Annotated in this window: 22 protein-coding genes; 11 read left to right on the plus strand and 11 right to left on the minus strand. The window is 55.3% G+C overall.

What is annotated here, in order from left to right; genetic code table 11:
* Nucleotides 1-66: 66 nt before the first annotated feature.
* A complete protein-coding gene (locus tag A3224_RS08935; protein WP_067153558.1) occupies nucleotides 67-1170 on the plus strand; it encodes a saccharopine dehydrogenase family protein in 1104 nt (367 codons plus the stop codon).
* Between the two features lie 21 nt (nucleotides 1171-1191).
* Here the strand turns inward: A3224_RS08935 and A3224_RS08940 are convergent, their stop codons facing one another.
* Nucleotides 1192-1824, minus strand: a complete 633-nt coding sequence (locus tag A3224_RS08940; protein WP_067153560.1) for a malonic semialdehyde reductase — start codon at nucleotides 1822-1824, stop codon at nucleotides 1192-1194.
* 76 nt (nucleotides 1825-1900) lie between these two features.
* Between A3224_RS08940 and A3224_RS08945 the strand changes: the two genes are divergently transcribed.
* Nucleotides 1901-2161 carry a DUF3081 family protein gene (locus A3224_RS08945; RefSeq protein WP_067153562.1) on the plus strand — a complete coding sequence of 87 codons (261 nt, stop codon included), beginning with the start codon at nucleotides 1901-1903 and terminating at the stop codon, nucleotides 2159-2161.
* A gap of 62 nt (nucleotides 2162-2223) precedes the next feature.
* On the opposite strand, the gene miaE is transcribed toward A3224_RS08945, so the two are convergent.
* On the minus strand, nucleotides 2224-2865 hold the full coding sequence (miaE, locus tag A3224_RS08950; RefSeq protein WP_067153564.1) for a tRNA-(ms[2]io[6]A)-hydroxylase: 642 nt from the start codon (nucleotides 2863-2865) through the stop codon (nucleotides 2224-2226).
* 59 nt (nucleotides 2866-2924) lie between these two features.
* Entirely contained in the window at nucleotides 2925-3704 is a 780-nt protein-coding gene (locus A3224_RS08955; RefSeq protein ID WP_067153566.1) for an iron-containing redox enzyme family protein, read from the minus strand.
* An 83-nt stretch (nucleotides 3705-3787) separates the two neighbouring features.
* Here A3224_RS08955 and A3224_RS08960 point away from each other — a divergent pair, with 83 nt between their 5' ends.
* Entirely contained in the window at nucleotides 3788-4738 is a 951-nt protein-coding gene (locus A3224_RS08960) for a hypothetical protein (protein WP_231902331.1), read from the plus strand.
* Between the two features lie 133 nt (nucleotides 4739-4871).
* On the opposite strand, the gene A3224_RS08965 is transcribed toward A3224_RS08960, so the two are convergent.
* Nucleotides 4872-5345, minus strand: a complete 474-nt coding sequence (locus A3224_RS08965) for a DUF1289 domain-containing protein (protein ID WP_067153568.1) — start codon at nucleotides 5343-5345, stop codon at nucleotides 4872-4874.
* Nucleotides 5346-5645: 300 nt separating this feature from the next.
* On the opposite strand from A3224_RS08965, the gene acnB reads away from it, so the two are divergent.
* Nucleotides 5646-8261 (plus strand): bifunctional aconitate hydratase 2/2-methylisocitrate dehydratase, encoded by a 2616-nt coding sequence (gene acnB / locus A3224_RS08970; RefSeq protein ID WP_067153569.1) that lies wholly within the window; start codon nucleotides 5646-5648, stop codon nucleotides 8259-8261.
* 226 nt (nucleotides 8262-8487) lie between these two features.
* On the opposite strand, the gene A3224_RS08975 is transcribed toward acnB, so the two are convergent.
* Nucleotides 8488-9063: a GIY-YIG nuclease family protein gene (locus A3224_RS08975; protein WP_067153571.1), complete on the minus strand. Its 576-nt coding sequence runs from the start codon at nucleotides 9061-9063 to the stop codon at nucleotides 8488-8490.
* A 541-nt stretch (nucleotides 9064-9604) separates the two neighbouring features.
* On the opposite strand from A3224_RS08975, the gene A3224_RS08980 reads away from it, so the two are divergent.
* Nucleotides 9605-10684, plus strand: coding sequence for a linear amide C-N hydrolase (locus tag A3224_RS08980; RefSeq protein ID WP_082817461.1), 1080 nt, complete (start codon nucleotides 9605-9607; stop codon nucleotides 10682-10684).
* A gap of 228 nt (nucleotides 10685-10912) precedes the next feature.
* Complete coding sequence (locus tag A3224_RS08985; RefSeq protein ID WP_067153573.1) at nucleotides 10913-11740, plus strand: hypothetical protein; 828 nt, start codon at nucleotides 10913-10915, stop codon at nucleotides 11738-11740.
* A gap of 294 nt (nucleotides 11741-12034) precedes the next feature.
* Here the strand turns inward: A3224_RS08985 and A3224_RS08990 are convergent, their stop codons facing one another.
* Complete coding sequence (locus A3224_RS08990; RefSeq protein ID WP_067157749.1) at nucleotides 12035-13744, minus strand: cation:proton antiporter; 1710 nt, start codon at nucleotides 13742-13744, stop codon at nucleotides 12035-12037.
* Between the two features lie 742 nt (nucleotides 13745-14486).
* Between A3224_RS08990 and A3224_RS08995 the strand changes: the two genes are divergently transcribed.
* Entirely contained in the window at nucleotides 14487-14891 is a 405-nt protein-coding gene (locus tag A3224_RS08995) for a hypothetical protein (RefSeq protein WP_067153576.1), read from the plus strand.
* 250 nt (nucleotides 14892-15141) lie between these two features.
* Here the strand turns inward: A3224_RS08995 and A3224_RS09000 are convergent, their stop codons facing one another.
* Nucleotides 15142-15636 carry a SixA phosphatase family protein gene (locus A3224_RS09000; RefSeq protein ID WP_067153578.1) on the minus strand — a complete coding sequence of 165 codons (495 nt, stop codon included), beginning with the start codon at nucleotides 15634-15636 and terminating at the stop codon, nucleotides 15142-15144.
* A gap of 49 nt (nucleotides 15637-15685) precedes the next feature.
* Between A3224_RS09000 and A3224_RS09005 the strand changes: the two genes are divergently transcribed.
* On the plus strand, nucleotides 15686-16060 hold the full coding sequence (locus tag A3224_RS09005) for a SpoIIAA family protein (RefSeq protein ID WP_067153580.1): 375 nt from the start codon (nucleotides 15686-15688) through the stop codon (nucleotides 16058-16060).
* A 177-nt stretch (nucleotides 16061-16237) separates the two neighbouring features.
* On the opposite strand, the gene A3224_RS17405 is transcribed toward A3224_RS09005, so the two are convergent.
* Nucleotides 16238-16363, minus strand: coding sequence for a hypothetical protein (locus A3224_RS17405; protein WP_265964811.1), 126 nt, complete (start codon nucleotides 16361-16363; stop codon nucleotides 16238-16240).
* 216 nt (nucleotides 16364-16579) lie between these two features.
* Between A3224_RS17405 and A3224_RS09010 the strand changes: the two genes are divergently transcribed.
* The gene (locus A3224_RS09010) at nucleotides 16580-17164 is read left to right on the plus strand and encodes an exopolysaccharide biosynthesis protein (RefSeq protein ID WP_067153582.1); all 585 of its coding nucleotides are present in this window, start codon (nucleotides 16580-16582) and stop codon (nucleotides 17162-17164) included.
* Nucleotides 17165-17193: 29 nt separating this feature from the next.
* Here A3224_RS09010 and A3224_RS09015 read toward each other — a convergent pair whose 3' ends face one another.
* Nucleotides 17194-18252 carry a LacI family DNA-binding transcriptional regulator gene (locus tag A3224_RS09015; RefSeq protein WP_067153585.1) on the minus strand — a complete coding sequence of 353 codons (1059 nt, stop codon included), beginning with the start codon at nucleotides 18250-18252 and terminating at the stop codon, nucleotides 17194-17196.
* A gap of 69 nt (nucleotides 18253-18321) precedes the next feature.
* Nucleotides 18322-19587 (minus strand): MFS transporter, encoded by a 1266-nt coding sequence (locus tag A3224_RS09020; RefSeq protein WP_067153586.1) that lies wholly within the window; start codon nucleotides 19585-19587, stop codon nucleotides 18322-18324.
* 400 nt (nucleotides 19588-19987) lie between these two features.
* Between A3224_RS09020 and A3224_RS09025 the strand changes: the two genes are divergently transcribed.
* Both A3224_RS09025 and pgmB read left to right on the plus strand, forming a co-directional pair.
* Nucleotides 19988-22339 carry a glycoside hydrolase family 65 protein gene (locus tag A3224_RS09025; protein WP_067153587.1) on the plus strand — a complete coding sequence of 784 codons (2352 nt, stop codon included), beginning with the start codon at nucleotides 19988-19990 and terminating at the stop codon, nucleotides 22337-22339.
* Nucleotides 22336-23043: a beta-phosphoglucomutase gene (pgmB, locus tag A3224_RS09030; protein WP_082817462.1), complete on the plus strand. Its 708-nt coding sequence runs from the start codon at nucleotides 22336-22338 to the stop codon at nucleotides 23041-23043. Before A3224_RS09025 ends, pgmB begins: the two co-directional genes overlap by 4 nt.
* Nucleotides 23044-23461: 418 nt before the next feature.
* On the opposite strand, the gene A3224_RS09035 is transcribed toward pgmB, so the two are convergent.
* The gene (locus A3224_RS09035) at nucleotides 23462-25759 is read right to left on the minus strand and encodes a TonB-dependent receptor (RefSeq protein ID WP_067153588.1); all 2298 of its coding nucleotides are present in this window, start codon (nucleotides 25757-25759) and stop codon (nucleotides 23462-23464) included.
* Between the last annotated feature and the right edge of the window lie 296 nt (nucleotides 25760-26055).

Genomic DNA, 26055 nt, shown 5'->3' on the forward strand with positions numbered 1-26055 from the left:
CAAGGTTACCCTTCTTCGGTGGAGAAGGGACAATAGAAGACGCAAGAGAAGGTCCGCATTACCGGGATGGTCAAGAATAACAACAGGAAGCGCGTACTGATTCTCGGTGGCTACAGCGTCCTCGGCACACACATAGCCAGGCTGCTCAGCGCCGATCCAAACCTACAGTTGACCATTGCCGGGCGAGACAAACTCCGGGCGGAATTCTGCGCCTCCAAGCTGCCGGGCCCAGCTGAGAGTCTGCATCTGGATTGGGACGCCACGGACCTGCCCGCGCAACTCAAAGCGCTGAGTCCGGACCTGCTGATTCACTGCGCCGGCCCCTTTTGCAGCGAGCCGGACTACCAGGTGGCGCGCGCCTGTATCGAATCCCGAACCCCCTATCTCGATATCGCCAATGCCCGTCGTTTTGTTTGCGACTTTCGCCGCCTGTCTGCAGAGGCCAACGCCGCTGACATTCCCATGATTTCGGGCGCAGGCCTCTGCCCGGCACTCAGTTCCGCAGTCCTAAAGGAAATCCGGCGGGAACTGCCGCTCATTCACACTGTGAACATCGCGGTGGCACCGGCAAATGACAACGAATTGGCTCCGGCAGCGCCTATCGGCGAGCCATTCCCACAGTTGCAGGACGGCCTGTGGCGGGAAACCTTTACCGGCAACCGCCTGCGCAGGATCAGTCTCGCGCACCCGGTTGGGAAACGCTGGCTATTCGATGCCGATGTGCCGGACCTGGAACTCTGTGTCCAATGGATACCCGCGCTGCGCAGCGTGCGGTTCGCCACTGGCGTCGAATCACGTATCACTCAAATCGGATCGACCCTCTGTGCGCATTTAATGCAAATGAATTTCCCCACCCCCGGCAGGAGCCTCAGCCTCAATCTGGCCCGTTACAGAGCCCGCACTAACGGACACAGCGGCATATTGATCCGCGCCGAAGGCAAAGATACCCGCGACGCCCCGGCGGGCATTCAGTGGCAAATGCTCGGATTGAACGGCCAGGGCCCGTGGATGGCCGCCGCTCCGGCGGCCGTCATGGCCCGCAAACTGTTGCACAAAGGTTCTGAATTCATCGGTGCCAGCGCCTGTTGGCAACTGCTCGACCTGGAGGAGATCCTGGCGGAACTGACACCCTACCCCATCGTCACCGCTACTGAACGACTGGAACTGTAGATATCGACTGCCGCGCGCCCGTCACAAGATTTTACAAACCTCGTCAAATTCAAACCGGCGGCTTCTCGGGTGTAGTATGCTGTGATCTCCATAACCCAGATTGCACAGGAAGTTCGACTTAATGTAACCCTCTGAGCAGCACTCCTGCTGGAAATCCCGCCCAAACGCCTTCTCACTAAAAAATTCCCGATCCACCATAGCGTTGTCGAAACCCGACATGGGACCGCAATCCAGCCCGAGAGAACGGGCAGCGAGAATAAAGTATCCGCCCTGCAGTGAGCCATTGCGGAAAGCCGTGGTGACTGCCAACTCTGGATTATTCACAAACCAGTTCCGCGCCGGCGCATGTGGAAACAGCCTAGGCAGATATTCGTAGAATTTCAGATCATAAGCGATGATCGCAGTAACCGGCGCCGCCATGGTTTTTTGTACATTTCCCTCGTTCAGCGCCGGCTTCAATCGCTCCTTGCCTTCCTTTGTTTTAACGAACACTATGCGTATGGGGCAGCAGTTGGCACTGGTGGGACCCATTTTCATCAGATCGTAAAGCTGTTTCAGTGTCTTATCGCTCACCGGCTTGTCGAGCCAGTGACTGTGAGTTCGCGCCTCGGTGAATAACTGCTTCAGGGACGCCTCGGGAAGTCTCTCACCCATAACGGTCTCCAATGTGAACAAAGCCCCTAACTTGAGACACTATAGTGTGGTTTAACCTTGAAAAAAGAGCGCAATCGTGGAACAAGAGCACAAGATCGACGTCAAGCAGGCGCTGCGGGTGTTCAACCGAATCACCAGGGAGGGGCAAAAAGAAGGCGACCAATGGCGCTACCGGGGGCTGACCACGAGCGCGGATTTTGATGGCTACACCGTATTCATCAAATCCGCCAAAGTGGCATTAACGATATTTTTTCACAACAAGTACTCCGTCGAGTACAGTAGTGCGCGCGACCTGCAGGAGTTCGTGGATCTCCTTCAAATACTCGACCGCGACTAGTTTGGGCTCTTCTGATGAATTCGCGCCCTGTTGGCTGAGTGCCCCGCTATCAGCTACAACGCTTATGTGACTGATTCAGCGGTTGGCCGGGCTGCGGGTACGCCGCTGTGAAAACGGAATTCGCCATCCTCACCCTCAACCAATGCCTGCTCCACTTCCAGCAACTGTTGCACACGCGAATAGATATCCCGCCCGGCCGCCTTGCGCGCCAGAGACAGATAATCACGGAAATGACGCGCCTCGGACTTGAGCAGTGACACATAGAATTTTTGTAGTTCCTCGTCCAGATAGGGAGCAACTCGCGCAAACCGCTCGCAAGAGCGCGCCTCAATAATCGCCCCACAAATCAACGTATCCACTAGGCGGTCCGGCTCCCGGGTGCGCACTTCGGCGCGCAACGCGGCCGCATAGCGCGATGCACTGATATGCGGATAGTCAATGCCCCGCTTTTCCATAATCGCCAACACCTGTTCGAAATGGCGCAGCTCCTCTCGCGCCAGGCGCGACATCTTGTTCAACAATTCGAAGTCATTTAGATAGCGGAACATCAGATTTAACGCCGTACCTGCCGCCTTCTTCTCACAATTGGCGTGGTCCACCAGCATCAGCTCAGGCTCTGCGAGGGCCGCCTGCACCCAGGCGTCTGGCGTCGGGCACAGCAGGAAATCGCGAATAGCGGACAGATCGGGTATCGGATCGCTCATAGGCTTTGAAACGCAACAACAAAAAAAGAGGCGCATTATATCCGTCCAAAGCGGGATTTTCAGTGCCGCGCCTGCACAGCCCGCACCAACCCACAATGCTCAGCCACCTCGTCGCGGTAGCTGTACCAGGCGTGCAACACCTGCCCCATCCATTGCAGCACCTGCGGGCGCGCGGCTTCACTCGCACAGTTCAGCATCAGGTGCCAAGCGGCCTTGCGATGGCGTCCCACTTCCTGCCGATGAATCCGGCTGAGCGCTAGGTTCTGAACCGGCAGCCCATAATACTTGACTAGAGGGTGCTCCGACGGCGCAAATTGCGGCTGCCGCTCTACCTTCGGCTCCAGCACACCCCGCTCGTATTCCGAACCCTCGAGAAAGATCATTGTCACCGCCGCCGCGACTTCCCAGCCATGCCCACAACAGGCTTCATCCAAGAGCGCCCGAAAGCGCGCCGCTGCGGGCAAAAGACGTATATGCCGGAAGCGCTCCAGATTCATACCCAGGCCCCGCGGATATTCGAGAAACAACGCCGCATGAGATTCACTACCGCTCAGACCGCCAGTTTCTCTTTCGTAAATGGTCTCAGCCAATACCCGGCGCGCGGCAGGCACGGGGCATTGCACATATGCCCGAGCGACCAGAATGGGATAGTCACGCACGTAAGTGCCGTATTCCTGTTCCAGGTGGATATGCAATAACTCCTTTGCAACCTGCCCGCCAGTGAATGCCGGCCAGGACCAGTGGACTTTGCGCTCCATCACCCGCAGCAGTCCCTCTTTGAATTCACAGCGGTTCATGGGCCAATGATAGGCCCCCGCCATCTCGCCCAGTACACGCACACTGGCGACTTGTTGTGTGGCACGATTCTTGGGGTTGGCATCAGCGGCGCAAATTGATAACGACTTATTAAGTGGATAATATTATGCGTAAATTTTTGTACGCATTGGAAATGACTGATCATCAAAAGCTCGCGGCAGCCATCCCGCCGCTGCTGGAAAAACTCTACACCAGCACTGCCGCTCTGCGCTGCAGCCTAGAACAACTGCAGGAATCCCCCAGGCCCTGGCAGTCCTATCTACTTCAACCCCCCTTCGCCCGGGATGCAGCGGCACAACTGGATATGACGTTTGATCGCCCCTTCGCGCTGACCGGCGCCCTCTTCGCACAGCTGAATTACTGCGATACAGCGGGGGACGCCCGCAGCACCCTGCAGATTCCCGGTCTGCTGGCCGTTCCAGAGAGCACTATCGCCCTGGCCCGTCAACTGAACACAGACAAAGCCGCCTTTGCTCAGGCGGTCAGCGATTTCAAATCCGCCCTCAAAGACCGCACCGCGCCGGAGCGGGACCTGAGTGTACGGGAACTGCTCAGTGCTGCCGGCTATCCCCGTGCGCACTTGCGCCAGTGCTACCGCCAAATTTTGCTGTGCCCGAAACGGCCGGACGCCATCGCGCTGTCTTGGATCAAGGCGCGCAAGTCAATTCGTAAAGTCACGGTTCAGTGGTGTGAGAGAAAACTGGTACAGCTGGACCCACAAGGCGCCGATCCGGGTATTCAATACCAGCGCCATTTGCTGGCCGAGTTGCCCAATAACCGCCACGATGATTTGCGCCAGGTTCAGGTGCAAAGCCGCCCCAACCTGCAGGTGGCTGAGATATTCCGCGACGACCAGGGAGAAACTTACCGCCAGGTTGGCTACTCAGCCATGCCCGTGCTTGTTCCGGCCGACGAACGGGGACAACTGCCTGACTTCACCCGCGTAGACCACCAGCCCGGCCCTGGCCGGCGGCGGCAACGGCGCGATCTGGCGCTTCCCACTGAGCCACTGCTGCCCGCTCTACGCGTCTTCCTGCGACAATCGGACTCCACGTGATAGAGGGCGCGTGCCCCGGCGCAAGGTCCAGGAATACACGGTTAACAACACATTTCGGCCACTTCACAGTTAGCGCCCGGAGCCAAAGCGCAAGACAAGGACCGCAGGAGATGGGCAGAGCTCCTGAAGCGCATCAATCAGAGGACCCTTCGCCGGCATTCTGTAGCCCCGGCACCACATAGCGCTGGTAGTAGGCAACCGATAAGGCATAGAAGTCCTCATCAATGCGCTTGCGCAGAGCAACGAGAGAGATTCCGCGCGCCTGGGGAGTGCGCCTGAGACCATACTGAGCGGGATCATCTATCTGGCTGGCACCAGCCCGCAATAGTTCGAAAACCCAACAGTAGGGGTTCTGGTCCTCATCAAAGCGGATCTGTTGGTGGCGTAACTGCGCCAGAAGCAGATCCCGGTCTACAATTTCCAGCTGACTACGCACCGCATTGGCTAAATAACCCTCTCGACGCTCGGCAATAATGCGCCGCTGCTCCTCCGAGTATGCATTCCAGTGGATCACCTCGTGGGAAAAGCGCTTACAACCCCGGCACACATCGTCGCCAATACCAGTGGAACAGACCCCTATGCAGGGCGTTCGGACCTTTTTGTACATCAATCAACCAAATCCGCCTGCCCGGTGTAAACCGGTCAAAAAATTTGGCCGCTAGACTATTTTGTTTGGATGCGGAAGAAAAGGTCGCTGCACACGCAGCAACCAAAATTCATCAAACAAATAGCCACAATTCGCGCAAGTTATTGATTTTTCAATAAACTTAACAGCTATAGGGCTTTGCTGTAGAATTCGCCACCCGCCTCCAGCGGCACGAATGCAAAGAAATCCCGGCACAGAAAAAAACGATCGGGAATTCCATCCGCTGTTGGTGCCACCCCACACACCAAGAGGGACTTATCCGTGCTTGAAGCCTATCGCAAACACGTAGCCGAACGCGCCGAACAGGGCATACCCCCGAAACCGCTGGATGCCGAGCAAGTAGCCGGCCTGGTGGAACTGCTGAAAAACCCTCCCGCCGGTGAGGAAGAGGAACTGGTTGAATTAATCACCCACCGGGTGCCGCCTGGTGTGGATGAAGCCGCCTACGTCAAGGCCGGCTTTCTATCCGCCATCGTCAAGGGCGAAGCATCTTCCCCGCTGATCGATCGTGAACACGCCGTGAAACTGCTCGGCCAAATGCTGGGCGGCTACAATATCGCCACCCTCGTGGAAATGCTGGAAGACGCCGACCTGGGCGCCCTGGCCGCTGAGCAACTGAAAGGCACCCTGCTGATGTTCGATGCCTTCCACGACGTGGAAGAGAAGGCCAAGGCCGGCAATGAAAACGCCAAGGCTGTATTGCAGTCCTGGGCGGATGGCGAGTGGTTTACCAAGCGCCCCAAAGTACCGGAAAGCATCAAAGTCGCCGTGTTCAAAGTAACCGGCGAAACCAACACCGACGACCTGTCCCCAGCTCCCGATGCCTGGTCCCGCCCAGACATCCCCCTGCACGCCCTGGCCATGTACAAAATGCCGCGCGAAGGGCTGGAGCCGGAAGAACCCGGGGTCAAAGGTCCACTGAAGCAAATCGAGGAAGTAAAAGCCAAGGGCTTACCGGTTGCCTTTGTGGGCGACGTGGTCGGCACCGGTTCTTCCCGCAAATCCGCAACCAACTCCGTACTCTGGTACTTCGGTGACGAAATGCCCGGCGTACCGAACAAAAAGTCCGGCGGCATCTGCATCGGCGGCAAGGTTGCCCCTATCTTCTACAACACCATGGAAGACGCTGGCGCACTGGTATTCGAAGCGCCGGTGGACGAGCTGAACATGGGCGATATCATTGAGATCCGCCCCTATGACGGCAAGATCCTCAGCGAAGACGGCAAGGTACTGTCCGAATTCAAACTGAAGTCCGAAGTACTGCTGGACGAAGTCCAAGCCGGCGGGCGCATCAACCTGATTATCGGCCGCGGCCTGACCGGCAAAGCCCGCGAATCTCTGGGATTGCCGCCCTCCACCCTCTTCCGCAAGCCTGAGCAGCCCCAAGACACCGGCAAGGGCTACACCCTGGCACAGAAAATGGTTGGCCGGGCCTGCGGCGTCGAAGGCATTCGCCCCGGCACCTACTGCGAACCCAAGATGACCACCGTGGGCTCCCAGGACACCACTGGCCCCATGACCCGCGATGAACTGAAGGATCTCGCCTGTCTGGGCTTCTCTGCAGACCTGGTAATGCAGTCCTTCTGCCACACCGCCGCCTACCCGAAGCCGGTGGATATCGACACCCAGCACACTCTGCCGGACTTCATCATGAACCGTGGCGGCGTTTCCCTGCGCCCCGGTGACGGCATTATTCACAGCTGGCTGAACCGCATGCTGCTGCCCGATACTGTCGGTACTGGCGGCGACTCTCACACCCGCTTCCCGATGGGCATCTCCTTCCCAGCCGGCTCAGGCCTGGTAGCCTTCGCTGCCGCCACTGGCGTTATGCCGCTGGATATGCCGGAATCCGTACTGGTACGCTTCAAGGGCGAAATGCAACCGGGCATTACCTTGCGCGACCTGGTACACGCCATTCCCTACTACGCGATTAAGCAAGGCCTGCTGACCGTAGAGAAGAAAGGCAAGAAAAACATCTTCTCCGGCCGCATCCTCGAGATTGAAGGCCTGGAGAACCTGACCGTTGAACAGGCATTCGAACTGTCCGATGCTTCTGCCGAGCGCTCCTGTGCCGGTTGTACCATCAAGCTCTCCGAGGAGACCATTGCCGAGTACCTGCGCTCCAACATCACCCTGCTGCGCTGGATGATTGCCGAAGGCTACGGCTCCAAACGCACCCTGGAGCGCCGCGCCCGCGCCATGGAAGCCTGGTTGGAAAACCCGGAGCTGCTGGAAGCGGACGCCGACGCTGAATACACAGAAGTGATCGAAATCGACCTGGCCGAGATCAAAGAGCCGATCGTGTGCGCGCCCAACGACCCGGACGACGCCCGCCTGCTCTCCGAAGTGGCCGGCGACAAGGTCGACGAAGTGTTTATCGGCTCCTGTATGACCAACATCGGCCACTTCCGCGCTGCGGGCAAACTGCTCGACCAGCACAAAGGCGGCATCTCCACCCGCATGTGGATAGCACCGCCCACCAAGATGGACGAACACCAGCTGATGGAGGAAGGCTACTACAACATCTACGGCGCATCCGGTGCCCGCACCGAAATGCCTGGATGCTCCCTGTGTATGGGTAACCAGGCTCGCGTGGCCCCCAACAGCACCGTGCTGTCCACCTCCACCCGCAACTTTCCCAACCGCCTGGGCGATGGTGCCAACGTCTATCTGACCTCGGCAGAACTCGCAGCTGTGGGCGCTATCCTCGGCAAACTGCCCACTCCAGAGGAATACATGGAGTATGCGAAAAACATCAACTCCATGGCGGGCGAGATCTATCGCTACATGAACTTCGACCAGATTGCGGAATTCCAAAAATCTGCCGAAGAAGGCAAGCGCATCGCCGCCACTGAAATTCAGGAAGTCTCTGCTTAAGCGATAACCTGAACCACGTTAAAAAGCCCCGCTCTGACGAGCGGGGCTTTTTTGTACGGTGGGCAAAACATCTGGAAATAAAGTGAAATATACCTCTGCCCCACTCATGGCGAGATGAGCCAATTCATGCATTCACCGATCGCCGACAAAACCAAGCGGCGCGGGCCCTGGCGACGACAGTAACACCGAAATCATCGCGCGTGGAAAATGAGCGCCAATTTTTGTATCAGCGCTTTCTGAGGGTCGACCCACGGGCATCCAGGCGCGCCATAATCGCCCTCATCTCAGCAGCCTCTTCCGCCGCCTGTTTGGCTTTGGCGGCTGCGATGGCTGCCTTTTCTGCCTCTATGGCCTCCTTGATCCTGCGCTCTTTAGCGGCGCTGCCAGTGCGACCGCTCGACAGCTTCTCCTTGACTGGCTTTGTGCCAGCACGCGATTTCCCCTGTGTCGCGGACTTCCTGGCAGCTGTGGATGCAGATCTGGACTTTGGCTTGGGAGTCAGGGATGCGTTGGTTGTACCGGGCCGGACGGTTTTGATACCAGCAAGACTTTTACCGCCATAGGTCTCGAGCGCCTCTTCCAGGTACATCTTCAGTTCCGCCGGGTCTTCAGCCGCTGCGAACATATTCACCGAGAAAGCATCCGGACCAAATGTCTTTAGCTCTTCATAAAACGGATGGTCGATACCAAGGGCGAGCGCCTCCTGGAATTGCTTGAACCGGGCTTCCGGCGACACACCTTCCCGCGTAGTGCCGACCCAAACTTCATCTGTCCTCTCGTTTACAAGGGTAAATACGATCATAGAACCTTAAACAACTTTTTAACGAAAAAAATTAGACCACCGATTCAGAATACTCTGAAAGGCTAAAAGGGCGCGCATTCTAAAGAGTTAAAAATAAAAGTGCAGTCTTGACTTGGCGGAATATAAATAACTGCGGACAAACCAAGATGATTATCAGCGCACAAAAGTGAGTTCAAAGCTTGAGCACTTACTTGGGAACCTCTGATTTATTCGCTTACTGACGGTAAAGATACTTCGGAGTCCGATGAGAGCCTCAGGCAATGTGGTCCAGCTAGGAAGACTCCGCCCAGCCCCTTACCCACTGCGACCACATGTATCCATTCCGTCACTGAGCCCGCGTATCCCATACATAAACAAGCCGATTCTCCCTGCACAACTGCAGCCCCCCGAATAGTGGCGCTCCCGACCGTACCCTTTGGCAGCTCTAGCCCTGTAAAACCGGCTTCCTGTATATCCAACCCAGACTGCTACTCTTATTTCGTCAGCCCTTTTACGACCTTCACTATAGGGCCGGCGCTCACAAGTCCAAGGAGTTCACAGAATGACCCTTCGTCTTCAAATCTGGGCGGCAAATCGGGCGAGAAGCTGCCTGGCCGCAGCCGGTATCACTGCACTGAGCAGCGCTATCCCAATCCAGGCAGATGCCTGTACCCGGGTACTCTATGAGACAGGTAGCGGAAATTACTTGACTGGCCGCAATATGGATTGGAGCGACATGAAAGCGCAGATGGATCTCTGGGTTTTCCCCAGCGGAATGCAGCGCAACGGCGGTGTCGGCAAGGGCTCCACTACGTGGACCTCGAAATACGGCTCAGTGATTATCAGTATCTATGACAGCGTAACGTCTGATGGTGTCAACGAGGCGGGGTTGGCCGGTAATATGCTCTATCTGGCGGAATCAGACTTCGGCAACGCCAAGAACCGCGGCAAACCACTGATCTCCGTTGGCGCCTGGCTGCAGTATATGCTCGACAACTACGCCACCGTGGCCGAAGCCGTAAAGGCCATGCATTCCGACCCACTTACGGTTATTCCAGCCACAGCGCCGAATGGGGCCCCAGCCCTGGCGCACCTATCCCTGTCAGATCCCAGTGGCGATTCGGCAATTTTGGAGTTCATCGACGGCAAGTTAAATATCCACCACGGTCGGCAATACCAGGTAATGACCAACTCACCGGTTTACGACCAGCAGCTAGCGATCAATAGTTACTGGAACCTTATTGGTGGCGACCACTTCCTGCCTGGCACCATCTCCGCTCCCGACCGCTATGTACGGGCCAGCTACGCCCTGAAAACCAGCCCGAAGTTTAAAGACAAACGAGACGCAGTTGCCTCCATTTTTTCCCAGATGCGCTGGGTCAGCACGCCCCTGGGTATGAGCGATCCGAACAAGCCCAATATTGCCCCCACCCTATGGCGCTCGGTCACCGACCATGAGTCTAAACGCTACTACTTCGATTCCGTGATCAATCCGGTCGTCCTCTGGGTGGACCTCGACAAGCTCGACCTCAGTCAAAGCGGAAAGGTATTGACCCTCAACCTCAACGCCCCGAACGATGCGGGCGGAGAGATTAGTGGGAAGCTGAAACCCGCCGTCCCCTTTACATTTATTGCACCTTGAGCCTAGGGAAACCCATAAACACCTACGGTTAACCACAGCTACTGAGGCCACACCTCAAAACCAACTCATCCTACCTCACGATATCTAGATAACCTTTGATTAATTCGCTCTCAGACGATAAAAATACGCAGCGCCCAGACTGCGGGAGCCACCCAATGCACCCGCCTTTAATTCCTAACCTGTAGATTCATTATGTGCGCGTACCCTATCAGCAACTCAGGAGTAGCCATGCGTATCATCCCCCTGATCCTGATCCTCTGTAGCTCGGCTGCAGTGGCCGCATCCAACTTCTACGCCAACCCGCAGCTACAGAGACAGATGCCCCGCGCCTTCGCACTGCAGCCAGAGGCACAGAGCTTTCTCCAACCTGCGTTCAGGCAAACACAGCAACAGGGTGATGCACTGGTCTCCGCCATACGCAAGGACCAGCAGCTCGAACAAGCCATTTCGCAATGGCCCAACCTCACGATTGAAGAACAAATCCCCCACCTTAAGCGCCTCTTCAAACTGGAAGCCGCAGTAATGGGCATAGAGCCGCCGACACTGCTGATCGACAACCATAGCTACCCTGACCGAACCGTATACTTTGATTTTGATCCGGAAGCCCCTTCAACAGGAACCGTCTATCTGAATCCAGACAAACTGGCCGAAAGGGACAAGTTCGACTCTCTGGCATTCCTGATCCACGAAACACGCCACTCCTACCAATTCCAGAGAGCCTTCTCCACCGGACCTGAGGTGGATGACCCGATCACCTCAGGCTACGCCAATGCCTTTAAGGCACAGAAGTCACTGAAGGGGTTCTCCTTCAGTGACTTTCTGACACTGTTAAATGAATACGAAGCCTTCCAGTTTGGGAACTATGTGATCGGAAGGCTGACAGGGTGGAAGGTGCAAATGCCGGATATGGGCACCTTCGCCAGCCAGTTTGACAGTGAGGGAAACCTCAAGATCGACTTAATCCAGTTATCGGAAGAGGTTTCGGAGCTCAGCTTGCTCGAACGCTACAACTTGCTGGCAAAAGAACAGTACGAAATGAGGCAGAGCAAGCAATAAGCCCCATACAAATACAGTACAGGATGAAGTACACGTGAGGTTATGGAGCCCTGGTGCCAGTCCTGTAAAATTTTTCCACTTTCCCTGTGCATTATCGGCAAAGAAGCTTAAAGAGCCTCCGACTAATTCACGCCCCAATGATAAAGACACATCGGGGCCATATGAGGAAGCTCAAGTGATGGAATGAATATTTCGAAACTGGCGGATACAGGGATGTACCCGTTTTTTTCTAACCTCCGACTTTGTGCAATTTCCAAGAAATACACCCCAAAGGATAGATAGCAATACAGTTGCTTATTTCTTTTCTTCGCCCTCTTCTTCCTGCACCGGCTTATAGCCCCAATCCCTCACCCCCTGGATAACATCATCGATACTTGAAGAAGAAACTTGCAACATTTCCAAAGCTGCCGCGCCGAGTCGAAGGCTGGCTTCAATTGTTTCTGGATAAGCGTGAGCCGCTCCGGCCTCCAGTAATCTTGTACTGGACTCCAGATCTCGCGCCCTCGCAATCACCGGGACCTGCGGACAGCTGGCTCTCAAATAAGATAGAGTGCGCAAAGCCGTGCCTGGGCAATCGACAGTAATCACAACCAGTGAAGCCCGCTCCACATGGATTGCTGATAGTAATTCGGGGTCTGAAATATCACCAAAAGACACCGCGTAACCGTCAGACCTCCCTTGAGCCACTCGCTTCGGATCACAGTCAAAGGCCACAAACGGAATACCTGTTTCATGCAATAAGACAGCGATTGTGTGCCCTACCCGCCCATATCCGCCGATTACCACCTGTTTTTCCGGTACATCCGGTAGCTCAGTACTTGGAAGCTGCTTGGCTTCTGGCTTTCTTATCAACCATGATGCGATATTTTTATTAAAGCGAATGAGTATTGCGCCCGCAATCATCGCGAGCAATACCGAAGTGATGGCAATTTGCCCCAGTCGCATATCGATGACGCCGGAGTCCTGCGCAATGGCTGTGAGCGCAAGACCGAACTCACCACCCACACTCAACAGTAGGCCTGTGCGCAAACCAACATAGGGATCAACCCGAGTCCGGTGTAACAGAGCAGCAACGATCAGTATCTTGCTTACTAATATGAGCAATGCCCCTAGCACAACCCAAAGCCATATTGGGGGTATTGCCGCCGGGTCAAAACGCATACCAATCCCCACAAAAAACATACCGAGCAACACATCACGAAACGGGCGCACACTTGATTCCACCTGATGGCGGAACTCTGTTTCCCCCAACATCATACCAGCCAGAAATCCCCCAAATGCCAAAGAAAGGCCCAAGTGGTTTGTTGTCCATGCTGCGAGCAATGCCACCATGAGCACCGCCAGAGTGAATATCTCAAGTGAACCTCGTTCAGCAACAAGATGAAATAATGGACGAAGCAGCAATCTTCCCGCCAGAATCACTAAAACGAGTGCCAGTATGGCTTTTGCGAGCGCCCATCCCAAAGCACCAGCTAACAAACCGATATCTACAGTTGAAGCCAAAACCGGAATAATCACCAGAAACGGAACCGCCGTGACGTCTTGAAAAACAGACATAGCGAGACCCAAGCGCCCGTGCCGGGTATTTTCCTCAGCTTGCTCTTTCAAAAGGCTGGCAATGATCGTGGTCGAAGATTGAGCAAACACTGCACCGAATACAAACGCAGCAGAACCGGGAAATCCACCAAGCCATAAAACAAGTGCAATAATCAGTGTTGTAAGTACGACCTGCCCTGTTCCCAGACCGAGAACCTGATGTCGCAATGCGTGTATCTGCGGTAGGGAGAAATTAAGCCCAATAGTAAAAAGCAGAAAGACAACACCAAACTCGGCGATTGAATCGAACTCAGGAACGGAAAGTGTCGGCCCTAGTGTGTACGGGCCGAGAATAATACCTACTAATAGATACCCCAAGCTGGTGGGAATATGTAAACGCTGAAAAATGACTACGACGGCAATCGCCAAGGACAGAAGCAACAGGATTTGTGCAAGATGCTCCATCATAGTCTCAATAGTTCCCAAACCTGACAACAGAAATAAAACGCCAGCTAGAGTACCAACGGGAATCGACCGGAATGAGTCCTTGCTATTGGCTTTCAAGAAAAACTATCGAAAGATGAGAAAACGAATTCCGCCAAATAAAAGTCTCAAGCGACAAAATATTACTGCAACTGTTTATTCAGAAACGTTCTGTTTGTTTATGCGACTTCTGTTAACTCCTGGAGATACTCGTAAAGCACTGTAGTCGATGAATAGACTTCACAAGAAGCTTTCGACGTCATCAATACCGATATAGATTACAGCGTGAGTGTTTCGTGAATATAGACGCGCTACTATCTACGAAAAAACGCCTCTGACTCTATATTGGGAAAAAAGCGATGCGCGATACCAGTGCATCTGAACCGTAACTTCTGAGACTGCCTAAAAGCTGTGGTTGTTACTACCCACTCCAATGCGCCCTACTTGTAATCGTCCTGAAAAACTGCAGACCCGAGAAACAGTCATGAATGGCATACCTTTCAGTGAAATGCCAGAGGAAGCGGAGAATCTAAAAGGCGCTCAACAGGCGATTAGCGCTCTATCACTATTTAGTAGAACATTGAGTATATCTTCGTATGCCCCCCCTGAACCATCCGGGCGAATCGACCATTGCCAGCATCTACTTGAGACCGAAGAAAGCAGTTCATCAACATTCTCTACCTCACCGAAAATACTGCTTATCTATACATCCAGGTAAATAGTGCGAATGGAAAGCCCGCGAAAACCCCTGATCTCCCAACGGCGTATTCCTACCGCTCAGGATGGCAAACAGCCACAGCGGCGCTTGCTCTTCTCTGGCAAACCCCGACAATCCATACCAACGGAACTGCCGTTTCAGATACAGGACTATCTCGAACTAGTGGGCTGGAGTGACCGTTGCCTTCGTGAAGACAAGCGCGGCGCGATCGACGAGCAACTGCCGCCGATTCTCGACCGGCTGCAGATCGACCCGCGGCACAGGCTCTACCTGAACCGAAACTTTGAAAGCCACTTCAAGTCCTTGGTTGGCGCCGCACACTCAATGCGCAACGTCTGCGAGCATCTCGGCAAACACTGTTCTCAAGGAATCCGCGACTGCGTGCGCTGTCTCTCCCCGCCGATCGCTTCCTAAAATTTTGCCTTCCCTTGAAAAATGCCGTCGCGGGCTTCTGAGAAGGACTGCTGCACCTTAACAAAACTGTTTGGCGCAACTCCACACAGAAGCCTGAGCCCACCTAGCCAAATAGACCGTCTTGGCAACAGCGGACTGAATATGCAGATCCTTTCCATCAAATTTTCAATTGATGGGTGTCCAATTTTGTTGCACTTTATGATACTCCGCGCCGGTAAGGAGCGCTCCTACAGCCTGTCCAATGGATAAATTATCGGTGCAGTTTGGGATAGTCGAGAAGTTCGACTGTACCATGCGCCAAATCCAGGTCACACCAGCGGTCAATACGCAGATGCATATGCACCACGGCAGCTGTGGGAAATTTAGGCAGCTTCCAGCCAGTGAGATAGCCACCCAAATCCTGGAGGCCAGGGTTGTGCCCAACTACCATAAGGTGCAGCCATTGATCGTTCTGCCGCCGCAGCAGGCACAATAGTTCCTGCAAGCCTGCGGTGTAGAACTCAGGTTGTACGAGCACTTGATCCGGCCTTAATGCCAGCTCGCAGGCTAGCGCTTTAGCCGTTTCAAGCGCGCGTTTAGCGCCGCTGGTCACCAATTGATCCGGCGCTAGCCCGAAGTCACGCACACGCCGTGCCATGGATTGAAGGTCCCGTATCCCGCGTTTGTTGAGTGGCCTGTCGAAATCTGCCAGCCGAGGATCACTCCAGCTGGATTTCGCATGGCGAATCAGGGTTAGCGCTTTCATTGGGTGTAGCTACAAGCCGAACTTTAGGATGCAGTTCTAAGGAGGATATATGTTTGATGTCAAAAGGGTCGCGGACAATCGCCTGGATATTATTTTCAGCGGAAAACTGGACGCCGAGGAGATGAAGCGGGCGTTGAATGCGCTGGTAGAACAGTCTGATGGCATAGAAAATGGCACTATGCTGTTTGATGTTATCGAATACTACCTACCCTCACTCGGAGCTATCGGAATCGAGCTCGCGCGCCTTCCGGAAATGTTGCGCTTCATCCGCAAGTTCAATAAGGCGGCCGTGCTCACCGACCAAAATTGGATCGCCAAAATCAGCGAATTGGAGGGCGCCTTGATCCCTGGATTGCATATCAAAGCGTTTACCCGCGCACAGCGGGCGGAAGCGGAAGCCTGGCTCAATGCCACTACCGCTTAAGGGCGCTCCAGCACTTACACCAGACTGCGGGGCATCGCCACCCACGCTTTGCCCCCTGCCCTATGCGCTGCGCAACGTGGCTAACATATGCCCCCAGGTGGAACGGCCACGAGGTGTGTCCCCCGCGGACCAAGGCCAGCTGTGTCCAAATCTCGCTAGAGCGGTTACAAGCTTGTCTTAGCGGCTCAGTGTGCAGACTTGGTCTCCGTAGTAATTGTCCGCGTAGTTGCACTTGACCGCCTCGGCCCGGTTGCGATTGCCGGCACCAATGGATTGGCTGACGATGTTGATCAGGGTTTTCATGTGAGCCTCCTCTTCTACTCGTTTCTCAAACGCCCGGCCAGAATAGCGGAAGGCATGCTATAGTTTAAATAAATTTTTTTGTTAACCCTGATAAACTATTGTTATTCAAAGCGCGCTGGGACCCTATGGCGGTTTGGTAGAAAGTTCAGCTAGATATACTGGAATCGCCGCTTCGGTTTGCACTGCTCGCTCACAATCGCCTACCGGCAGGCCCAGATGTCTCGAGAATTCACCAGTCTGACCCAGCTGCTGGAACACATTGAAAAAACCGCCAAGCGCCGCAAACGCGTCTCTTTGGACTTGGTGGTCCGGGCCGTTGGCAGACGCGCATTTGCGCCGCTGTTATTGCTGGCTGGGATTATTCTCTTCTCACCGCTTTCCGGAATTCCCGGCGTTCCCACACTGATGGCTATTCTGGTACTGCTCGTTACCGTGCAGTTGCTATTGGGGCGGCGACGCTTTTGGCTGCCGCACTGGTTACTGAACCGGTCAATGTCGAAAGAAAAACTGTTAAAAACACTGGACTGGCTGCATAAACCAGCCTATTGGACCGACCTCTGGTTGCGGCCGCGACTGATGTTCCTGGTACACCGCTCGGGCACCTATGTCATAGCGGTGATCTGCACCGTGATTGCATTGGGGCTGCCGGTAATGGAAATAGTGCCCTTCTCCGCGACTTTTGCCGGTATGGCACTGGCCGCCTTTGGACTGGCGCTGGTGGCCCACGACGGCGTGCTTGCTGTTCTGGCGTTTACCTTTACCGCACTGGTTTTCGCACTGATCGCCGGAGCGCTGCTTTAACCGCCGGAGAATCAGCCAGACCTGGCCCCCTACAGCGCATCCGTAGGGGGCTGGTAGCCCGGACCAGCACCGCAGGAAGCTCGGACCACCAGCTCAGTGGGCAGGACCTCCGAATCCGCCTGTTTCCCGGATACCAGGCGCATTATCCGGTCTACCAGCAGTTCACCACCCCGGTGGATATTTTGTCGCACAGTGGTCAGCGGCGGAGTGTAGAAAGGGGCTATGGGAATATCGTCAAAGCCAACGACGGCAACATCTCGGGGTACTTGATAACCACAGTCTTGCAACGCCTTGATCGCCCCCATGGCGATATTGTCACTGGCGGCAAAGATAGCATCGAAACCGGCAGGCCCGCTTTTGATCAAATCCGTCACGCTCTGGTAGCCGGCTTCAATGGAAAAAGCGGAGCCTACCTGCCAGGCGCTTGCTTGCAGACCAGAACCATCCAGAGCGGCCAGATAGCCCTGGTAACGCGCTTCGATCTCGGGGTGGGCGATGTCGCCGAGAAAGACGATTTTCCTGCGCCCCAGGCCGATCAGGTGCTCAGTGGCCTGACGGCCACCCATTTTATTGTCGCTGCTGACGATGCAGTAATCCGCCCCAGCCCTGTGCATCCCTCCCCACACTACCAGCGGATCGCCGAGCCGCTGCAATTCACGCAGCGGGGTGTCATCGACCCCCTGGCCGATCACGATAACACCATCCGCACGACGGGCACCCAACAGGTAAGAGTGCCAGTCGGCACTGGTGACGACACTGCTGGCAAACAGCAGATCGTATTTATACCTTGCCAGCTCATCGGCGATAGCCCCGATCATATCGATCATAAAAGGATCGGAAAAAGACTGGCCACCAGTTTTGCCGGTATTGATAACCACTGAAACGGTATGGCTGCGCTGCAGGCGCAAATTGCGCGCGCTTTCATTGACCTTGTAATTCACCGAGCGAGCAATGCTTTGAATGCGCTCACGGGTCTTTTCGTTGATCAGCGGACTGTTATTCAGCGCGCGAGACACGGTGGATTCAGACACCCCGGCCAAACGCGCAATATCAGACATGGATACAGGAGCAGAGCTATCCTTGCGCATGGCGCCATTACCTAGAAAAACAAAGAAGGCGCCATCTTAGGCGCGCTTCAGGGGTTTGTAAAACCGCGTTCACTGGGAAGAGGAGAGCGCAGCTTCGGGGTAATCTGGCCGGCCCACGCGTTCCACCGCACGGCGGAAAAAGAACAGGCTCAACAGGATGACGCCAATTGGTACCAGTGACAGATAGAAGGCGAAACGACCGTCAAATGCCTCGAAGACTGTGCCGGTAATCAATGAGCCAGTAGTACCGCCCAGTGCGGAAAAAATCACCAATAAACCGGTCATCGCCGAGTGCTGGTGCTTTGGCAGCGAACTCAGCATCACGGAGTTAATCGCCGGGTAGATGGGGGCCATAAAGAGGCCAATCAACGGCAGAATAAAGGCCGCCACCGGCGCGTTCAGCCAATTGATCTCTGCCTTTGGCACTATCCCCTCCGCCAGCGGCAGAGTCAGCAGAATCAAAACCGCCATCGCCACCAGGCACCCATTTAATACGGGGTACCAATGCACGCGCCGCATCATCGCGCCCGCCCCCAGCCGACCGATCGCCAAACCGGCGGCAAAAATACTCGTGGCCTGCACACTCATGGCGGGAGGGAGTTTTAGGATTTCGTTATTGAAAGTAGGCAGCCAGGTGCCTATGCCCTGCTCTATCAACACGTAAAAAAAGGCTGAAATAATATAAATACACACCAGCGGCCTGGCCACCAGGCGCAGCATGGCAAAAAATTCCCGCATGGGGCTTTCACCTTCGATACGCGTACCGGTTTCATCTAGTGCTGTCGTCCACAGCAACACAAAGGTGAGCGCGCAAATGGCAGCCAGCACCCAGTATACGTTCAACCACGCGGTGGACTCAGGGTCGGAGGAGTCGATAAATGCACTGAACAACCAGTAACCCCCAAGTACACCCACCATAAACACCCCCTCCAGTGTGTTTACCATGGATGCGTGTGTCTTGCGGTCCCGTGCCAATAAGCCGATAGAGGAATAGACCGCGACCTTTACCAACGCAAAGGCAACACCCACAGAAAAAAAGAGCAACTTTGCAGTCCAGAAAGCGGGAACCAAAGGCATACAGAGGCTGGCCGCGGTGACAATCGCCAACCCGACCAGCATGGCGTTTTTAAAACCAAAGCGAGGTAACTGGGAGGCCACCAGGAAAGATACTATGCCGATGGGAATGTCCTTAAACCCCTCCAGCACACTGGCAGCGGATTTACTGACACCATAAGTATTGATCACCTGCAAAATTACAGTGCCGACACTGTTCAACAAAATCGCGAACACCAGATAAATAGCGAACAGGGACAAAAGTACGCGTGGGTTCTTCATAGCGGCTTCTTCATCATTGCTGCGGCCGGGACTTCGCCGGCCCGTTATTGTACATTTTTCACCCACACCGCGAATGGCTAAGGCTGCGGCTGGCACAGCGATTGGGCGACTGTCCTGCGATACTACTGCAATCGTTTGCAGACAAACAACCGAAGAGTGAACCCAAAACCCGTCTCCAATTCACCACTCCGTTGCCTGATTTTCTATAAAACTCTTATAAAACAATAGGTTATCTATAAATTTAGGCAATTTGATGCCGATTGCCCGCCCCTCAAAGCGTCTCATCCAGCGCATTGCAATCGATTGCATTTAGGCCTGGACAGACGATAAACTGAGAGTAAGGCGATACCCATGCCTAAGGGGAAGCCCCCAATTCTGAGATCCGACAAGCGATGGTGCTATGCAGCAACAACAACCAAAACTTCAGGTGCATCCCTGGGAACTGGTGGAGCCCGAATTCCAGCCGCAGGACTACAACCTAAACGCCACCCTGTTTGCCCTGGGCAATGGCTTTATCGGTCTGCGCGGCGCTTTCGAGGAAGGCTATGAGCCGGAACCCTTTGCCGACGGCTGTTACCTCAACGGTGTCTATGCCAGTGAGCCTATCACCTATGGTGAGAGTGCCTATGGCTATGCCAAGAACAACCAGCGCATGCTCAGCGTGCCCAATGGCAAAGCGCTGCAAATATGGCTGGATGGGGAACGCTTTTCCCTGGCGGAGGGAACACTACTCGACTACGAACGACGCCTAGATATGGCTTCCGGCCTGCTGCACAGAAAACTCCGCTGGCGCTCTCCCCAGGGCAAGACACTGGAGCTGCACAGCCGCCGATTGGTGTCGCTCACTGAAAAGCATCTTTACGCGCTGGATTTCCGCCTTATACCGCTGGATTTCGACGCCGAAGTGCGGCTTGTCTCATCGGTGGACGCAGGACTCGCGCAAGCAGAAAAAAGCGATGATCCACGCTTGGCCTCCCCCATCGATAGCTCAGATATCCAGTTGCAGAAAACACTGGCTGAAGGCGATTCCCTGGCGCTCATACAAAAGGTCCACAGCAGCGGCTTCACCCTAGGCACTGGGGCACTGCACCGGGTGGAATGCGCTTCCGACTGTACACGGCGCTATTTTGTCGATGACTGCCGCGTGTCAGTGGAATACCGCCTGGCTGCCCAACGCGGAAAGCCGATACAGCTAACCAAATACGTTGCACATTTCGCGAGCCGGGATGGAAGCGCAATCAGCACCACTCAGCTGAGCGACTATTTAGAGCGGTGCAGCGGCAAGCATTTCGAAGATTACGCCGCGCTACAACGCCGCGCGCTGGATGAATTCTGGGCCGGCAGCGATTTGGAGCTGCGCGGAAACGACACCCTGCAGCAGGGTATGCGCTTCAACCTCTTCCACCTGTTCCAGTCTCTGGGACGGGGCGGCCGCACCAATATCGCCGCCAAGGGACTATCTGGAGACGGTTACGAAGGCCACTATTTCTGGGATACGGAAATCTACATCCTGCCATTTTTCCTCTACACCCAACCGCAGCTGGCACGGGGATTGCTGGAATATCGCCACTCTATTCTCGACGCCGCCCGGTCCCGGGCTCGCGAACTGGCTGTCAAGAAAGGCGCACTTTTTCCCTGGCGCACCATCGGCGGTGAAGAGTGCTCGGCCTACTATCCAGCGGGCACCGCGCAATTTCACATCAATGCGGATATCGCCTACGCAGTGCGACAATACTGCAGCGTCACTGGCGACACGGATTTCCTGCGAGACAAGGGCGCGGAAATTGTGATTGAGGGCGCGCGCCTGTGGCTGGAAATCGGCCACTACAATCCGCGCCGCAACAACCAGTTCTGCATCAATGAAGTCACCGGCCCGGATGAATACACGGCACTGGTGGACAATAATTTCTACACAAACCTGATGGCGCGCGCGCACCTGTACTACGCCTGTGAAGTCTATGAATGGCTGCAAGCCCAGGCACCACAAGCCGCCGCCGCGCTCGCGCAGCGCATCGGGTTGGACGCCGACGAACCCGCGGCCTGGCGCCGCGCGGCGGATGCCATGTACCTGCCGCAGGACGAGACCCTAGGCATCTACCCCCAGGACGACAGTTTTCTGGGCAAGCCGGAATGGGACTTTGAAAATACACCCGCAGATCACTATCCGCTGTTGCTGAACTATCACCCTCTGGTGATCTACCGCCACCAGGTATGCAAGCAGGCAGATGTAATTCTGGGACTCTTTCTACAGAGCCCGGAATTCACCGTGGAGCAAAAGCGCCGTAATTTCGATTATTACGAACCGAGAACCACCCACGACTCCACCCTATCCGCCTGCATCCACAGCATTATTGCCAATGAAGTGGGCTATCACGAAAAGGCGCTCAGCTACTTTCAACAAGTAGCCCGTATGGATCTGGACAACCTCCACAATAATACCCAGCACGGCATACACACTGCCTGCATGGGCGGCACCTGGCTGTGCCTGGTGCAAGGATTCGCCGGAATGCGGCTGCACGGCGACACCTTACATTTCAATCCAACAATTCCCGACGGGCTGCAAGGCTACCGCTTCCGCCTGCAATTCCGGGAAAGCATTCTGGAGCTGGATGCGGATAGGGAATCAACCCGTTATACCCTGGTCAGCGGTGCGCCGCTGACACTACGCCACGCCGGGGAATCCCTGCTCTTGTCCCAACCCGGGCAGTCGCTTACCGCCCAACAGGCAAATGTGCAGGAGGCACTGGTATGAGCTTCCACGCGGCTATATTCGACCTGGACGGCGTGATCGCCGATACCGCCCGACTGCATCTGCAAGCATGGCGTCAATTGGCTAAAGAGCTGCAACTGCCCTGGAACGACGCCATGGAAGAAGGCCTCAAAGGCCTTGAGCGCATGGCTTCACTGGAAGTGATCCTGGGCCACCGCAGCCCGGATTTTACCGACGGGGAAAAAGTGGCCCTGGCCTCGCGTAAAAACGACTGCTACAGGGCGCTGATCGAGACACTCTCGCCGGCCGATCTTCTGCCCGGTGCCGGGGAACTGCTGCACTGGCTCCGCAGCCGCCATATCCCCATCGGCCTTGCGTCCGCGAGCAAAAATGCACCGGCGGTACTCAACGCCCTGGAAATCGCGGATTGTTTTACTTATATCGCGGACCCAAGCGCGGCAGCCCCCAAACCGGCACCGGATATTTTCCTCGCCGCCGCCACAGGGCTCGCGGCGGAGCCGGCCGTCTGTCTGGCCTTCGAGGACGCGGCCGCGGGCGTGGACGCCATTCAGGCCGCGGGCATGACTGCGGTCGGAGTCGGCGACCGGAACGCCCTACAAAGCGCAGACCACCTTCTCAACAGCCTGGTTGAATTCGAGCCTGAACGCTTTTTTTTCAGCGCACAACACACCGAGCCCAATCTCCGCTTCTATCGCCTAAGGAGCCTCCGGTTAATTCGCTCCTGACGATAACGAGACGTCTACTCACAATGAGAAGATCGGTTGATGGGGTGGCTATTTTGAAGCCGCCGGATACAGGGAGCTATCCGTCGAAACTACAGGGAAATCATCGTGTGTTTTCGAAATAGTCATCCCGTCGCCGGAGCGCCCGCAACCAACGATAGCGCTCAAGCGAATTAATCAGAGATTCCCTAAAGCAGCCAGTCCGGAGGCAATGCCCGCCTCCGGCTTCCCCCTCTGGGGATGAAAATCTGCCACATACCCCGCCCCGGCGCCTGAAGTTTCAACTTATCGATAATCCGCACCAAGGAACCGCTGTTTCATTTGCGCAAGCGCATCCCATGTGCTCAAAACAAAAAAAGCCGCATGGTGGGGTTCCATGCGGCAAGCGATGATGAGAGCACTAGTGCTGCCAATAAAACGTTTAGAAGTCGTAAGCGACGCTCAACTTGATATTGCGCGGCAAAATGTAGCGCACGTTGGCTGCGAGCGGGTCGCGGGGATCACCTTCGGTCGCACCTTCTTCGTCAGTAAGGTTGTTCACCGCCAACTGAACATTGAGGTCATTGATGTAAAAGACCGTGCCCAAATCCACTTTGGTGTAGGCAGGCAGGGTTGTGAGATTACTGCTATCACTATAGCGTTCGCCAACCCGGCTGACCGCCCCGTAAAGGGATACCTCCACCCCGTTGCTCAAGGTCCAGTCATAGTTCTGAGTCAGGCGTACCTGGTGTTCGGGCTGGCGCTGTACTTGGTTGCCCTGAAACTCGCCACTGGTGATTTCCGCGTCCTGGAAGGTGGCATTCAGCCCCAGAGTGAAATCGCCCCAATACAGTTTGCCGTCCAGCTCCAGGCCCGTGGCTTCGGTTTCCAGCCGGGTGCAAACATCACTGCCGACAACACAGTCGGGCATCCCCTGGGTCTCGTTGTAGAACAAGGTCGCGAACAGAGAGTAGTTGTCGTCCTGCAACTTGTAACCCAGCTCGGCCTGGTCCACATCAATCACCAAATCGGAACCAGCGCGGAAGCTATCGCCAAACTCGCGGTAGTTATCGAAGTCGGCAAATTTGAATCCGGAATTGATTCGGAAGAAGCTGCCCATATTGTCGGCGAACGCCCAGTCCACCGCAGCGGTATAAGCTGTACCATCTTCGTCTGCTTTGTAGGTGGTGAAGACCCCGTCGAGCGCGCCATCATCCACCGAATAATTGGTTTCGCGGTTTGCGGAACGCACCCCTAGGTCGAATGTGAAGTCTCCAAGGTAAAACTCACCGGCGAGGTAAAGCGCGTTTTCACGGGCGTCACCGCTCGCATCTACATCGTAACTCCAGCCGCAGGTTGCCACCCCGGCCGCATTACAGGCGATCTCCCCAACACCGCCAACACTGGCAATCTGTTCACCGTCATGCCCCAGGACATAGTATTTCTGGTTGCCGATGGACCACCACTCATTGACCTCCCAACTGGAAGTGTAATAGCCCGCAGTGATTTTGAACGTATCCCATTGTTTGGCAATGCTGAGGTCGTTGGTCACGGCCTCGATGTCCTTGCGTACAACCCAGGCACCGAACTGCTGCACCAAGGTATCTCCACTGACGGTAGCGCCGGAGACAGTGGTTGCAGAAGTGATGGCGTCGCCATTCAGATCCGTCAGGCTATCCAGGCGCACGGGGCTGCCATCGGGTACAAAACCGAGAGTATCCGCATTGCCAGAAGTCAGAGAGAAACGCTCATTGAGCGTCCAGCCGTCTCCAAGATCCAGCTCTAAGTATGCGCCGCCGATACTACCATCCCAGCCACGGCCTTCGCCCATATCGAAACTCTGCCACGCTGTGCTGGAGCCGCCATTGCCATCCGCCTGGCTGACGGGCACCAGTACTCGGCGGTTACTGGGGCCTACTTGGGTGTAATCCGCCGGGAGCGTGGAGGCCCCAGGCAGATACCAGGTTCCGTGATCGTCAGTATCCCGCAGATAGAAACCGGCCTTACCGTTATCCAGCTCGGCAGTCAGGTGTACTGTAAGCTGATGCCCTTCTTCTGCACTGAAGTCGGCGTCGCGAACCCCCGGAGAGGAGCTAACATAGCCGCCAATCATGTAGTAGACATCATCGCTCAGCTTGCCGGTCAGCAGTGCATCCGCCCGCTGCAGATCGTAGTCGGAGGTGGAATACTTCAGCCGTCCTTCTGTCTGCTCGGTGCCCTCTTTCAGGATAAAGTTCGTGGTCAACCCCGGCTGACCATTGGAGTAGACTGGGTTGGGGCCACCGCGCAAACCCTCTACCCGCTGAATGGTCTCATCGATGCGAAAAAGCGAGGAGTTTTCCAGGAAGGACAATGTCGGGGCGGGATAAACCGGCAACCCATTCAAAGATACGGTTACAAAAGGTGCGTCGCTGCCGCCGGGAAAGCCACGCACGTCGATGTTGGCGCCCGAAACACCGCCAGAGCTCTCTACCCAAAGCCCGGGAATCGACTTCATCAAATCCGCGGTGCTGGTCGGGGAGACTTTTGCGATTTCATCGTCATTCAAGGTGGTAATGGAGAAGCTGGCATCCAGCTTGCGAATGCTGGCGCCACCGGGCGTTCCAGTGGTCACCACCTCTTCAATCACCATAGTGTCCGAAGTGGGTTCCTGGCTTAGCTGCTGAGCCACCAGGCCCCCGCTGAACCCCAGGGAAATTACAGCCAGGGATACCGCCTGGGCCAAAGGATTCTTATTCATCTACTCTTCCCTCTCGTCCTCGCTTTTATGCAAGTTATTGTTCGCGGTGTCATTTTTCCGACAACAGGTCGTTTTATACTGCGACCGCATGCAAACGATTGCATGCACCAAGAATGGGCTTTCTTAAGGTCGTACACCACCCCTGCACTATAATTCGGCATTGCAATCGATTGCAATAGAAAGGAGAAAAATTTTAGAATACTTTGGTTATTAAAATCATATTTTTATTACAAATGGGAATTAAAAACCGTAAATGTGGGGTGTTTTGGAAGCGTTATAGGGAATGTTATTGAAAG

The organism is Microbulbifer thermotolerans, assembly GCF_001617625.1.
Classification (GTDB): domain Bacteria; phylum Pseudomonadota; class Gammaproteobacteria; order Pseudomonadales; family Cellvibrionaceae; genus Microbulbifer; species Microbulbifer thermotolerans.